The organism is Azospirillum halopraeferens DSM 3675, from assembly GCF_000429625.1.
GTDB classification, from domain to species: domain Bacteria; phylum Pseudomonadota; class Alphaproteobacteria; order Azospirillales; family Azospirillaceae; genus Azospirillum; species Azospirillum halopraeferens.
In genome coordinates this window covers 79,513-92,273 of sequence record NZ_AUCF01000004.1, presented here as the reverse complement: position 1 = coordinate 92,273, position 12,761 = coordinate 79,513, and the positions used below count along the sequence as shown (strand labels likewise).

Here is a 12,761-nt window from a genome sequence, read left to right as displayed (position 1 = left end):
CCGCCCTCTCCGCCACCCTTCCCCATTCCCCCTGAAGGACACCGCAGTCCATGCCGCACTACCCGAGCTGGCAGGAAACCCTCGCCGGCAAAACCTGGCGCACGACCCATTTTCCGCGCATCAAGGCGGACATGCCCACCTTCCTCGGTGTTCCCTACGCCATCCGGGACGAGGATCTCGCCGGGGCCGACGCCGTGATCATCGGCGCGCCCTTCGCCGCCGGCTGGGGCACCAAGTACAGCGGCGTCGACAAGGCGGAATGGCTGGCCGCCACGGTGCGCGTCCGCCAGCAGTCGATCCGCTACCGCGGCGGCTATGTCCAGGACTTCGACCTCGACATCTTCGAGCATCTGAAGGTGGTCGACTACGGTGACGTGGACATCCCCGTCGAGGCGAGCTACGAGGGCACGGTCGAGCGCATCCTGGAGGCCCAGGAGGGGGTGGAGCGCAAGGTCAGGGCGGCCCTGGCCGCCGGGGCCGTCCCCATCGTCATCGGCCAGAACTCGCCCTGCGCCTCCTACGCCATCGGCCGGCCGGTGGCCGAGCACGTGAAGGGGCCGGTCGGCATGATCAGCCTCGACACCCACTGGGACTGCTGGCCCTACGACTGGGCCACCATGAACGAGCACATCGCCGGCTCGACCAACTGGAAGGACAAGCTGTTCCGCGACTGCCCCGGCTACGCCATCCGCAACCTGGTGGAGATCGGCGAACGGGGCATGCTGGAGAACCCGGAGATCGTCCGCCACTATCTGCGCAACGGCGCCTGCTTCATGCCGATGTGGAAGATCCGCACCGAACTCGGCATCCAGGGCGTGATCGACAACCTGCGCCACGCCTACGACGGCACCGCCGGCGTCTACGCCCATTTCGACATGGACGTGCTGGGCGGCGCCGGCCCGACCGAGGGCGACGTGCTGGGGGAACTGGCCGAGCCCATCGGCATGACCGACTACGAGGCGATCCGCATCGCCCACGAGGTGGGCAAGCGCGGTTGCGACGGGTTGTCGTTCCTGTGCATCCCGCCCGGATCGGCGATCATGTACCGGGTCATCGTCTATGCCGTGACCTACTTCCTCGCGGGGCTCGCCATGCGCAAGGCCGGCCGCACCGGTGCGTGACCGCCCGGCGGGTGGCCACCGCCCGCCGCGCCCCCCTTCCCCGTACCCCTGACTTTTGCGGCCCGATCCGCCGCCGCTGCCGGCGGCGGATCGGGCCGGGGATGACCGAGCGATGATTGACGTCAACGGCGACGCCGTGCTGGCGACCCTGCGGACCCTGGCGGGGTTCGGTGCGTCGGGGACCGGCGTGTGCCGCCCCGCGCTCTCGGCGGCGGATCTGGCCGCCCGACGCTGGCTGGCCGGCGAGATGGAGGCGATCGGCCTCGCGGTGACCCTCGACGCGGTGGGCAACCTCTACGGCGCCGCCCGCGGGGTCGAACGGACGGTGCTCATCGGGTCCCATTCCGACAGCGTGCCCACCGGCGGCTGGCTGGACGGCACGCTCGGCCTCGCCTACGGGCTGGAGATCGCCCGCGCCCGGGCGGCGGCCCACCCCGGCGCGCCGGTGGGCATCGACCTCGTCGACTTCTCCGACGAGGAGGGGCGTTTCCTGAGCTGTCTGGGCAGCCGCTCCTTCTGCGGTGAACTGACGGCGCTGCCCGCCGGATTCGCGGCGGCCGCCGCCGCGGCCGGCCTGCCGGAGGTCGGGCCGGCGCGGCTCGACCCGGCGCGGCACCGCGCCTTCTTCGAGGCGCACATCGAGCAGGGGCCGCGGCTGGAGGCGGCCGGCCGGTCGATCGGGCTGGTCACCGGCATCTTCGGCATGCGCCGCTACGCCGTGCGTTTCGCCGGCCGGGCCGACCACGCGGGCACGACGCCGATCGCGCTGCGCCGGGACGCCGCCCGCCTGCTCTACCGCTTTGCCGACGCCTGCGACGCGCGTTTCCGCCGGGCCGGCTCGGCGGACAGCGTGTGGAACCTGGGCAAGGTGGCGCTGGAGCCCGGCGCGGTGAACGTGGTCACCGAACGGGCCGAGCTTCTGCTGGAGATCCGCGACCTCGACCCCGCCGCTCTGGACGCCCTGAGCGACGCCCTGGCGGCACTGGTCGCCGAAACCGACGGGGAGCTGGGCGTGCGCGTCACGCTGGAGGAGATGGGGCGGCTGCCGCCGGTGTCGCTCGACCCCGGATTGCAGGCGCTCGTGGCCGCCGGTGCCGCGGCACTCGGCGCCCCGGCCATGCCGCTGCCGAGCGGGGCGATCCACGACGCCATGGTGCTCGCCCGCCGCGTGCCCTCGGCCATGCTGTTCGTGCCGAGCGTCGGCGGCCGCAGCCACACTCCGGTGGAAGACACCCGGCCCGAGGACATCGTGCTGGGGGCACGGGTGCTGGCGCACGCCGTCTTCGCCTGCGCCGACACCCTGTGATACGGCCCGGCGCCGCCACGCGCGGCGGTGGCGGAGGGTGGTCCGGCAGAGTAGGATGAGGCGTGGGGGGCCGGCCGGCGCCGGCGATCCCCCGGAACATCGAAGGGAGTCATGGTGGCGGGGATGACGCAGGACGAGTTGCTGTCGGAGAATCTCGGCAAGCGGCTGCATGAGCTGCGCGTGTCGCGGCACCTGACCCTGTCGAGCCTGGCGAAGAGCTGCGACTGTTCGATCGCCCTGCTGTCCAAGATCGAAAAGGGTAAGGCGCGGCCGTCGCTCAACACCCTGCACCGGATCGCCACGGCCCTCGACACCAACATCGGCAACCTGCTGCCCACCGCGCGCGCGCAGCCGGCCACCGTCGTGCGCAAGGGGGACCGCCCGATCCTCTCCGACAACCTGCTGCGCGGCCGCGACGGCGTGCAACTGGAAGCGCTGTCCATCTTCGCCCCGGGCAGCTCCTTCCAGGTGAACATCCACCATGTCGCGGTGGGCGGCCGCTCCGACGGCTGCATCACCCATCCCGGCGAGGAGTTCATCTACGTGCTGTCGGGAACGATCGATCTGATCCTGGGCGAGGAGACCACGCGCATGGAAGCCGGGGATTCCGCCTTCTTCGCCTCGGTGATCCCGCACGGCTACGCCAACCCCGGGGACGTCCCGGCCGCGGTGCTCTGGCTGAACTCGCCGCCCACCTTCTAGGCGGCAGCTACGCCGCGCCGCCGCGGTCCTCGCTGAACCGCAGGCGGTTGCCGAAGGGATCGGTCACCTCCATGACGTCGGCGTTCCAGGGGGCGCGTTCGATGCCCGGGCGCATGTAGGGGTAACCGGTCGCCGCGATCTCCCGGTGGAAGTCCGCCAGGCCGGTCATGGGAACGAAGACGGTGGAGCCGGGGCAGGCATCCCCGTGGTGTTCGCTGAGGTGCAGCACCAGCGTGCCGCGCGACACCCGGAGGTAGACCGGCGCGGTCGCGTCGAAACGGTGCTCCCAATCGACGGTGAAGCCGAGGAAGCCGACGTAGAACTCCTTCGCCTTCTCCACGGAGAAGATCCGCAGGATCGGCACGGCGCCTTCGAAGCGGGGGGTCATGGGGCACGTGTTCCCTTCATTCCACCGGCACACAGTCCCGGACGATCAGCATGTCCATGGCGCGGTCGGGCGGAGTCACGCGGGGGGCGGAGCCGCGGATGAGATGGCACTCGCCCCCGGTGTACAGGATGTCCGCCACGGTGAAGCGGATGCGCTTGACGTTGGAGGCGAAGGCCACGATGAACGTGTCGCCGACCCGGATCACGTCGGGGATGGCGATCCCGCGGCCGTAGTGCCGGCAGCTTTCCCACATCAGCCAGTCGCGGCAGAGCTGGAGCACCGGCGGCCCCTGCACGCGTACCGCCGCGGGCCGCTCGGGCTGCGCCCCGCTCCCCGGTCCGGACGCCGCGGCGGGGAGGGACGCCAGCAGCGCCGCGAGGATCAGGACCGCCCGCCCCGTCCCCGGCCGCCGGCCGCCATCACGGCCCGACATAATGGTCCATGACCGCCGCCTGGTCCGCCACCCACACGGTGCAGCGGACATCGGGGTCCTGAAAGAAATAGACCTTGCCCGGCAGCCGGCGGTTCTGCGGATCCACCAGGTTCGCACCGCCGGAGAAGGCGACGCCGTAGCTGCGCCCCGGCGTGCGCGCCCAATAGAAGCCGTTGACCTCCTGGATGAAGGCGCCCAGCCGGCACAGGCGGGACAGCGTCGGGTCGGCCGTGGCCACCTCGGGAATCGCCATGGGCAGGCGGTAGACGACCTGTGCGCGCGCAAAGCGGGGACGCAGCGGCGGCCGTTCCGGCCGGTCGGGCGGCGGGCGCAGCAGCCCGCCCATGTGGTCGCGCTCCGGCCGGTCGGGCTTCATCGCCTCCACCGCCGCAGCGGGTGCGCTGACCGCCAGCAGGCCGGCCAGGGCCACCGTGAGCAACCGCACCATGACGCGCCCTCCTTCCGGCACCGCTCCTGCGGAGCCGAACGGGCAGTCTACCACGTCCGGTCGGTGCGGCGAAGTCCGGCCGGTTCAGGCACGGGGCGAGCGGGTGAAGCGTAAAAGGCACCGAGAGGCACCCCCCACCTTCTTCACCACCGGCACGTTGACCATTGTTGAGGTGGTCTGTCGCACCGGCAAACCGGCCGGCGTCGCCACCCGGCAGGCGCATCCCAAGGTCCGCCAAACCGCGCCGGCGAAAGGCCGGACGTGTTATGTCTCTCGAAACGCCACGCGCTCATGCTATGCTGAAGCGTGCTCCGATAGCGGGTTGAAGGGAGGCATTGCCTCCCCAGATTTCTTTGCCGGTAGTCTGTGCGCATACGGAGGGACCGATCGGTCTGATGAACATGACCAACGTCAAAGATCTCTATGCAGCACAAACGCGTGCGGCGAAGAAGCATCTTACCGAGGCTGCCGGCAATGCCAAGCCATCCGCCGGCTACGAGGAGGAGGAGAGGCTGATTGCACGCTTCCGCAAGCGTGCTCGTGAAGATTTCAAGACACTGCGTCCGGCCTCCTCATCGTCGGGAGCCTGAGCGGCCGGTCCCGCTGTGAATCCACGCCGGGCAGGACGTAGCCGTCACGCCGACATGATGGTCGTACTCCCACCGGTGCGAAGAGCCGCCGTCGGAACGGCCATCCAGCGTATGTTCGGTCTTGCCGACCGATTTCAGGTGCAGGACCAGCGCATCCGCTTCCCGCGGCAGTTCGAGTTTCTTGACCCCCTGCACCTCGTCTTTCCACAGCGCAATGCTGCTCGCCTGCTCGAATGTGCCGATGTCGTTTTGGCGCGCCATCAGGCCCAACGACGTAAAGCTGAGGACCGATGTCCCGGGGTCGTCCGCCAACACGGTGGCGTAGCGCCCCGGCCAGCGGGCGCCAAATTGCGGGCCATCCATCAACAGGGCGATCAGCAGATTGGGCCCGATGGCGCGGACCACTGCCTGGCACGGATCAACGCGGGCGAGGTCCTCGCAGATCAAAGTCGTCAATGTGGTGTTGCCGCGATAGACCAGCACATCGAGGCTGCGACTCAGGATGGTGATGTTTTCCCACCAATTCTTGCCCCCATCAAGGGTATCGAGCCCATAATCCTTGATCTGTCCGCGGTCGAGCTTCCAGCGATGATGTTTCTCACGGATCAGCACCAGCGGCTCCCATCCGGTGATGGCACCTTTGCGCTCGTCGCCCAGCAGGAAGAATGGAGCGATGGCAACGAAATTTCCTGACCGGCCGGTGCGGTCGCATGACATGCCGGCGATCAGGAAATCGATGCCGCCGTCGCGCGCCAGTGCCCGGCCCAGACGCAGGAACTGGTCGTAGTCCAACGCAAGTTCCGGCAGCACAACGCCATCCACGCGCTCGCCGCGGGCGCGCGCCTCCTCGATCAGGGCCAGGACGAACGTAACGAAGCCGCGGCGCTTGCGCCGGTCGTCCTTCTCGGGCAGCCAGATCTGATCGGTGTCGAACCAGCCCCAATGCGCATCAGCGACACTGCCGGCCGGGCGAAAGGCGCCGTGGCCAACTCTGTAGGGGAATGGAATCAGCAGAAGGCCAAGTCCGTTCGTGTTTGCCCCCGGTTCGGTATCGAACGGCGACACCACCCACCGGGCTCGCACCAATCCGCGCGGCGGCAGAAGAGCGAGATGGTGGGTCAGGGATCGCAGCGTACAGCCGGTGGAAGGGGTGCGCGACTTCGGCTGGACGCACAGCACGTCTTCGGCCGCCGCCGACAGCGAGAACGGAGCGTGCTGGACCCGCCGGAACACGCCACCGGTGGGCACGTCCTCACGGATGTACGCGCCCGCCATCAAGGCGTAGAACGGATTGCTGCCGGAGAAGCCGATGCCGAGCGACGCTTCGTCGGCGATCATCATCAGCTCAAGACACATCGGCCACCACACCGGCACCGCGGCCCTGTCGTCGAGCACGGTGTAGACGTCTTCGTTCCCGTGGCATCCGAGTTCGCGCCACAACTCCTCAACCTCACCCGGAGGGGCGGGAAGACGCCGGGGTGGTGTCACCGTTCCCGTCCGCCATGCCTTGCCGATTGCAGTGGCACGGTCGCGGAGGGTGTCGTCCACCAGTATCCTCCGGTATCCGGAGTCGGGCAGGTCCGGCACGGCGGGGGACACGTGATGATAGGCACCGGACCGTTCGAGGAGATGGCCGGTGAAGGCGAACAGGTCGGCAGGCAGCAGCGGCGCCCGACCGAACGGAGCGTGCCGTTGCGGCTCATGGGGAAACAGCGAAGCATAGACCTGAAGCAGGGTGGCCATCGTCGCCTCACCAATCGCCCTGTTCAGCCCGTTGGTCCTCGCGCACGGCGTCGTGTTCGTAGCTTTCGGCGATGCGCTCCAGCGTCGCGGCGGTCCTGGGCCAATCCAGCGCGAGCGCGCGGGCGTCCGCACGATAGGTCCGCGCCAGCACCCGTTCCTGAACTCCACCATCCCGCAGGGAACGGGAAGTGACGCCGCGGCGGTTGTACACACCGATCTGAAATCCCAGTTCGACGTCCCGGCTGCGGCAGATCTCGATGATCTCCCGCACCGGCTCCGGCGGCCAGGACTCGCCCTCCCGGCGCCGGGCGGCCGCCAGGATCTCGCCGATCTTCTGGTCGCCGATCGCACCCCGGCCAGCCCGGGCGCAGAGCCGGCGGGCCTCCTTCACCCAGGCCTCCAGGGCGGCACCATCGATCTCCCCGGCGTCGTCGCTGCCGGGGATCCGTGACCAATGGTGCAGCACGAAATAGGCCTGCTTGGCGATGCATGCAGCCGCTTCCCGGTCGGCCGGTTCGGGATCAGCCACGCCGCTTTCCTCTGCCGGTCGGAATATGGTGCAGAGGATCTGTACAAAGAGTTCCGGATCGGAGGCCATGGCCTTCCCCAGGGTTCTCGGGGGACGCTCCGAACGTCGCAGAACCCGAAAATAGGCCCATTCAAGGCGGACAAGCTCCGCTTCGCCGATGCTGCCGTCCTCATCCAGGCGCTTGAAGAGCAGCCCGATATGGTAGCTGAACATCGTGGCGTCATGCGACGCCGGGCGGTCATCGGTCGACGGCTCCTGCACCGCGGCGTCGAGCACGCGGATGAGAAGGTCGCCGGATACCGCCACGGTCTCGATGTGGCTGGCCAGCCATTCGATCGCGCTGCGGCTCCGCCCGACGGCCATGAGCTTGCCACAGACGACGTCCGGATCTGCGTCCTTGTCGAGCGTCCAGGCCCAGATCCGCTTCCAGTACTCCCGTTCGAGATCGGCATCGACCTCGGCAAGGCGCATCCAGGTTGCCGCGGACATCGGCAGAATGAGCGCGATCCGGAGCCGCATGCGCGCGCTCCACCCCTCGGCCAGAGCCCGGTCAAAGAGGCGTTCCACCCAGTCGCTTCCGTGGTCCTGCCCATAGCGACGGAGCATGCCCTGTGCCAGCATCTCGGCGTTGGCGTCCTCCGCGTCCAGAGCGGCCATGAGGATGGCGGTTTTCACGGTCTCGCCAGCGTCGCAGGCCACGATGGCCCGGCCGAGCGCACCGGGATACTGAAGCGACTGCGCAAACCGCAAAACGCCTTCGGCATCGTTTTCCGCAACGATCTCGCCGGCTGCTGCCTCCTGCTGAGCCGCCCGGACCCGCTCTCTGACTTTCCATGAAACGTTGTGCTGATGAGGCGCCCCCGCCGTCTGGAAAAGCCACGCGTGGCGTGCCGTTGCCGCTTCCGGCTCAAGCGCTTCGTAAATGGGATCGAGTGGCTTGAGGTCCTCTTCCCTCATGGCCCATTCGGCGTCGGCAAATCCCCGGTGCCGGTCGAGCAGCTCACGCAACGCCCCGCGCAGGTCTTCCCGGGTTGCCGGATCACGGAAAATGGGAACCGCTTCGGCAAGTCGCTTGGCGGCATCAGCCTGCCATTCCGCGTCGAAGTTCTCCCACACCTCCAACAATGCCTTCCAGCGGCCTGCGTTCACGCCGGCGCCGTCCAGCAGCCTTGTCCCGATCTCCCGGTACCCTCTGATGATGCCGGCACGCGTCACGGATTCCTGCCGTCCCCCGGCAAAGTCACGCCACTGCGGCAGATGGGAGGGCATCAACATATCGTTGGGCGTGGGAGCCAGGGCCAGCAGGGTCTCCCAGCCCACCTCGGGATGGCGGCGCAACAAGCCATCCAGCACCCGCAAGCGATCTGCCTCGCTTGCGTGGGTCTGCGGGTTCCATACCAGGAAGATGCGGCGCAACGAGGCAGACGGGCGGTTGGCCATCCGGCCGCCGGGATCGCGTTCGGCCAGCAGGGCCAGGATTTGCACCACGCGGGCAAGGCAGTCCGGACTCCAGGCGAGCATCTCCAGGGCCCAGAGGAGGTCGGCCAGATATTCCGAGGGTCCGAGCCGCCCCTCTTCGCTGCGGAACAGCGCGCGAAGCGGCTGTTCGGGTGCGTCCTGCGCCTCATCCAGGGCCTTCAGAAAGGCGCTCGGCGCCGCCTCGGCCAAGCGGCTGAAATCGTCGGACAACGACCACCATAGTCGCTCGTCCGCTCCGCGCAGGAGGGCGCGCACGGCATCTTCCGCCCGCCGCGCGGCGTTGCTGACATTGACCGCCCGGTCATGGAATACCCCGAGCGCGATCATCGCTTCGGCAAGGCCGCGGCGCAGAGCAGCGGAAGCACGGCCTGTTTCGGAGTCCATCCGCCAGCGCTGGTCGGCGCTGATGTCGAAGGCGGGGTCGGGGACGCCCAGGACCTCCCGGAACGCCGCGGCGTGCCGCTCCACTTGGGAGTCGGTCAGGCCGGGCGCCAGCAGAAACCACGCATCACGCAACGAGGCAAGCGTCCACATCGATCCCGAGCGACGCAGAGGACCGTCAAGCGAGGCTGCCAGCGGCGCCAGGGTCGCTTCCACCTCCGGATACGGTTTACCGGCCAGTCGTTCTATGATGCGGCGATCAGCCTCCGAATCGCCGTTCCACGCCCCGGCCAGCATCGCAGCCAGCAGGATGGGGGAAGGTGTCATGGCCCACGCCGGCCGGCGGCCGGGAGCGGCGGGCATGATGCGGCGCAGGATCGACAGACTGCGTCCGGCGTCGGCGGCCAGCGGCTGCGCCCTTTCCCGTGCCACGCCGAGATCCACGAGCGCTGTCTCGATGTCATGCCGCCATGGCCGCGCCAGGCGGACCACCCCGTCGGGAAGCCCCGCCTCCGAACCGTACGCGGCGTACACGTGGTGTCCGTCCTTGACCAGCCCGGCGGCCAGGCCGGGGTCGCCGCCGTTCAGCACGACGATGAGCTTCGGACCGATCCCCATGAGGTCGCGCGCGACATCGTCGGTGCCGGCAACGAGGCAACGGCTGTGAAGGGCGGCGGAGTAGGGTGCTGGCAGTTGGCCAATGGCGGCGTGCAGGAACGCCATCGCCTCGTCGGCGGCTTCGGCCTGGACGGACAGCAGGGCCGGGGCGCCGCCCAGCCATTTCAGAACGGCTGTCGCCTGCGCGTCGCGGCCGGTGAGGATCAGGTCCGGGCTGAGGCGGGGCTCGGTCGCCAGTGACCACGTGTCCCACACTTCATCGAGGTTGCTCAGTTCCGCCGGTCGCCGTCCGATCCGAATCGCCAACCATTGCGCGACCGCAGGGCAAGCGTCGAGCCATTGGATCAGATCGTCGGCATCGATCACACGGACCTCACGCCAGACTCCGTCCGCTGCCTTTGCCTTGGCCCAATCGGTCTTGCCCGGCCAGCGATGCGGCGTGACGAAGATGAAAGCCGTCTCTGCCGGATTCACATTTTTCGGTGCGCCGGACCGCTTTGCGTAATCCGCTTCGGCCTTGTCGCTGATCCTGGTCCGCTGCACGCCGAGTTCCCAAGCCGAGCACCCGGCCGGCACGAACGGCACCGCGTGATCGGTTTCACACAGCCCGTCCCAACCGGGAAGATGGATGCTGTCGCCAACGGGAAAGCGCAGCCTGGCCGCGAACCCGCAGGACGCATAGATCAGACGGCTGATCAGTTCGGGAAGGTCGTTCTGCGCATCCCGGCGCTCCCCCCATTGGGTCAGGTCGGTCGCGTTGATCCACCGCACGGGCATGCCGGGACCCGGCTCCGCAAGCGGTGCCGCCGGCTTGGCGGCCGTGGTCACCCCTCCGTCCACGAAGCTGAGCCCCTTGGCTTCCAACGCCTCGCGAATCGCCTGGGCGTTGTTGGGCATCGGCGTCCGTTGCCCGCGTTCAAAATCCGCCACGGTGGAGACGCCCACACCCGCTGCCGAGGCCAAATCCTGTTGGGACCAGGCGAGCAGCGCGCGCGCGGCACGGACGTGTTGAGGCTTCAGAACGTTGGTCATGCGCCACGTCATAAAAAATCGCTGACCCCAGTATGAAGGTCTGAACACTCGCGGTCAAGGGGTCCTGCCAATGCACGCCGCTGGTGTGCCGTCCACGCGTCCACCGACGCAGACGCGTGGCGAAGCGTTCGGCTGCCGGTTCTCCAACCGCACGGGGCGGCTGACGCGGGACTGGATTTCGTAGACTTCCAACATCGGGGGGATGTGATCGGAAATCAGCTCGGTCCGGAGTTGGGACCGTTGGCTGTGCGAGCGTTGCTGAAGGTCGAAAGTGACTTCAGGCCCGCTCCCCCCGGTCGCTGCGCAGCCGCTCCAGCACGCCGGCCACCGGCATGAGGGCGAGCAGGAGCAGCCCCCCCGGCAACCCGGCGAAGCCGGCGGCCAGCGCCGCGGCGAGGGCGGGGACGGCGGCGTCGCCCGACACGGCGGCCGTGCGCGCCGGCACCGGCCGCGGGTCGGAGGCCGCCCACAGGGCGTCGGGCAGGATGCGCCACGCCAGGATCAGCACGAAGGGCAGCGCCGCCAGCCCTGCGTAGCCGGAGCCTCCCCACCCCAGCATCAGCGGCAGCAGGACCGCCGACGCCACCAGCCCGAGCGCCCCGTAGGCGGCCCGCCGGTCGCCCCGCCAGGACGGTCCGCAGGCCAGCATGGCGATCCCCGCGCCGTAGCTGAAGAGGACCAGTGCGGCCACCCGGACCACCGCCGGCTCCGCCGCGACGCCCCCGGTGCCCAGCAGGAAAAAGCCCGCCAGCGCCGTCCCCGCGGCCGGGGAGGCCAGCCACGGACGGCCGCCGGACACCGCATGCACGGCCAGCGCCGCCGCCGTGGCCACCGCCATCCAGCCGGTCCCCGCCGACACATGGGCCGCCGCCGGCACCGCGGCCGAGACCAGGACGCCCGCCGCCACCGCGGCCACCGCCCGCACGACCGGCGCCTCGCCCTCGGCCAGCGCCCCGGACAGCAGCGCACCGGCCAGCGCCAGCGCCGCGGCGGCAAGGCCCGGCAGCCAGACCGGGACGTCGCCGGAGACCGCCACGCCCGCGGCGTGTCCGGCCAGCGTCGCCGCCAGCGCACCCGCCACGGCGACCGGCCGCAGCAGGCCGGCAACCGCGTGCAAGGGGTGTGATCGACGGGACGCGAGCGTGCCAGTGGACGACGACGGCATCGGGCCGTGCTCCGGTTGCGCAGGATGGGGTGTGTGCATGAACAACCCCGGGACGGCGGTCCTGTTCCACGCAGCACCTTTCGGAGGGGCGGCGCCCCTTAAGGAGTGCATGCCTCGTTCGTTCGTGGACATTCCTCTGGCGCGGCGGTGCGCAGCTTGGCATCGTCACGGGACACCATCATCCGGGGAGGTTTGCATCGTGACCGCCGCCTACACCGTCCATGGCCATTTTGCGTCGCAGCCGGCGACGCGCGTCGTCCTGTTCCTCTCCATGGCCGACCAGCCCTTCGTCTACCGCCATGTGGATCTTGCCGGCGGGCAGCAGAAGACACCGGAACACCTGGCGGTGACCCGCTTCGGCCGCGTCCCGGCGCTAGAGCACGGCGATGTCCGGCTCAGCGAATCCGGCGTGATCCTCGGCTATCTCGCCCGCACAACCGGGCGGTTCGGCGGATCGGACCCGCGGGAGGATCTGCGCATCGCCGAGTGGCTGTCGTGGATGGCCGACGCCCTGCTGCCGATCCAGCGCGCCCGCGCCATCCGCCGCTTCAACCTGGACCCCGCCGCCCTGCCCTTCATGGACGCCGCGGCGGCCGGCGGGCTGCGGCAGTTCGACGCCCACCTCGCCGCCGGAACCGGCTTCGTCGAGGGCGGCCGGGTCACCATCGCCGACATCTTCGCCTTCCCGTGGATCGACCTGCTGGAAGAATCGGGCATCGACGTCGCCGATTTCCCCAACGTCCGGGCCTGGCACGCCCGCATGCTGGAGCAGCCGGGCTGCCGGCGCCAGTACGACCTGATGCCGCGCCCCGACGCGGGATGATGG

At 69.4% G+C, this 12,761-nt stretch carries 11 protein-coding genes; 5 read left to right on the top strand and 6 right to left on the bottom strand.

Annotated elements, in window-relative coordinates:
- The first annotated feature begins 50 nt into the window (after positions 1-50).
- From G472_RS0104105 to G472_RS0104095, 3 genes are all read left to right on the top strand, one after another.
- Positions 51-1,121, top strand: coding sequence for an arginase family protein (locus G472_RS0104105; protein ID WP_029007356.1), 1,071 nt, complete (start codon positions 51-53; stop codon positions 1,119-1,121).
- 112 nt (positions 1,122-1,233) lie between these two features.
- A complete protein-coding gene (locus G472_RS0104100; RefSeq protein WP_029007355.1) occupies positions 1,234-2,427 on the top strand; it encodes a hydantoinase/carbamoylase family amidase in 1,194 nt (397 codons plus the stop codon).
- A gap of 111 nt (positions 2,428-2,538) precedes the next feature.
- On the top strand, positions 2,539-3,129 hold the full coding sequence (locus tag G472_RS0104095; protein WP_051340387.1) for a helix-turn-helix domain-containing protein: 591 nt from the start codon (positions 2,539-2,541) through the stop codon (positions 3,127-3,129).
- Between the two features lie 7 nt (positions 3,130-3,136).
- Here the strand turns inward: G472_RS0104095 and G472_RS0104090 are convergent, their stop codons facing one another.
- The 3 genes from G472_RS0104090 to G472_RS0104080 are packed head-to-tail and all read right to left on the bottom strand — an operon-like array spanning position 3,137 to position 4,398.
- Positions 3,137-3,517, bottom strand: a complete 381-nt coding sequence (locus G472_RS0104090) for a glyoxalase superfamily protein (protein WP_029007353.1) — start codon at positions 3,515-3,517, stop codon at positions 3,137-3,139.
- A 16-nt stretch (positions 3,518-3,533) separates the two neighbouring features.
- On the bottom strand, positions 3,534-3,950 hold the full coding sequence (locus G472_RS0104085; RefSeq protein ID WP_029007352.1) for a hypothetical protein: 417 nt from the start codon (positions 3,948-3,950) through the stop codon (positions 3,534-3,536).
- The gene (locus G472_RS0104080; protein ID WP_029007351.1) at positions 3,937-4,398 is read right to left on the bottom strand and encodes a hypothetical protein; all 462 of its coding nucleotides are present in this window, start codon (positions 4,396-4,398) and stop codon (positions 3,937-3,939) included. Before G472_RS0104080 ends, G472_RS0104085 begins: the two co-directional genes overlap by 14 nt.
- A gap of 395 nt (positions 4,399-4,793) precedes the next feature.
- Between G472_RS0104080 and G472_RS38655 the strand changes: the two genes are divergently transcribed.
- Positions 4,794-4,988, top strand: coding sequence for a hypothetical protein (locus G472_RS38655; protein WP_156926985.1), 195 nt, complete (start codon positions 4,794-4,796; stop codon positions 4,986-4,988).
- Here G472_RS38655 and G472_RS0104075 read toward each other — a convergent pair.
- The 3 genes from G472_RS0104075 to G472_RS0104065 form a co-directional block, all read right to left on the bottom strand.
- The gene (locus G472_RS0104075) at positions 4,971-6,731 is read right to left on the bottom strand and encodes a hypothetical protein (RefSeq protein WP_029007350.1); all 1,761 of its coding nucleotides are present in this window, start codon (positions 6,729-6,731) and stop codon (positions 4,971-4,973) included. The two genes, G472_RS38655 and G472_RS0104075, sit on opposite strands and share 18 nt — an antisense overlap.
- A 7-nt stretch (positions 6,732-6,738) precedes the next feature.
- Positions 6,739-10,770 carry a helix-turn-helix domain-containing protein gene (locus G472_RS39655; RefSeq protein WP_029007349.1) on the bottom strand — a complete coding sequence of 1,344 codons (4,032 nt, stop codon included), beginning with the start codon at positions 10,768-10,770 and terminating at the stop codon, positions 6,739-6,741.
- A 277-nt stretch (positions 10,771-11,047) separates the two neighbouring features.
- Entirely contained in the window at positions 11,048-11,887 is an 840-nt protein-coding gene (locus G472_RS0104065) for a hypothetical protein (protein WP_029007348.1), read from the bottom strand.
- Between the two features lie 247 nt (positions 11,888-12,134).
- On the opposite strand from G472_RS0104065, the gene G472_RS0104060 reads away from it, so the two are divergent.
- Positions 12,135-12,758, top strand: coding sequence for a glutathione S-transferase family protein (locus G472_RS0104060; protein ID WP_029007347.1), 624 nt, complete (start codon positions 12,135-12,137; stop codon positions 12,756-12,758).
- The last annotated feature ends 3 nt before the right edge of the window (positions 12,759-12,761 follow it).

Coding starts and splice junctions, on each gene's coding strand:
- G472_RS0104105 (WP_029007356.1), top strand. CDS start 51: ATGCCGCACTACCCGAGCTGGCAGGAAACCCTCGCCGGCAAAACCTGG.
- G472_RS0104100 (WP_029007355.1), top strand. CDS start 1,234: ATGATTGACGTCAACGGCGACGCCGTGCTGGCGACCCTGCGGACCCTG.
- G472_RS0104095 (WP_051340387.1), top strand. CDS start 2,539: ATGGTGGCGGGGATGACGCAGGACGAGTTGCTGTCGGAGAATCTCGGC.
- G472_RS0104090 (WP_029007353.1), bottom strand. CDS start 3,517: ATGACCCCCCGCTTCGAAGGCGCCGTGCCGATCCTGCGGATCTTCTCC.
- G472_RS0104085 (WP_029007352.1), bottom strand. CDS start 3,950: ATGTCGGGCCGTGATGGCGGCCGGCGGCCGGGGACGGGGCGGGCGGTC.
- G472_RS0104080 (WP_029007351.1), bottom strand. CDS start 4,398: ATGGTGCGGTTGCTCACGGTGGCCCTGGCCGGCCTGCTGGCGGTCAGC.
- G472_RS38655 (WP_156926985.1), top strand. CDS start 4,794: ATGAACATGACCAACGTCAAAGATCTCTATGCAGCACAAACGCGTGCG.
- G472_RS0104075 (WP_029007350.1), bottom strand. CDS start 6,731: ATGGCCACCCTGCTTCAGGTCTATGCTTCGCTGTTTCCCCATGAGCCG.
- G472_RS39655 (WP_029007349.1), bottom strand. CDS start 10,770: ATGACCAACGTTCTGAAGCCTCAACACGTCCGTGCCGCGCGCGCGCTG.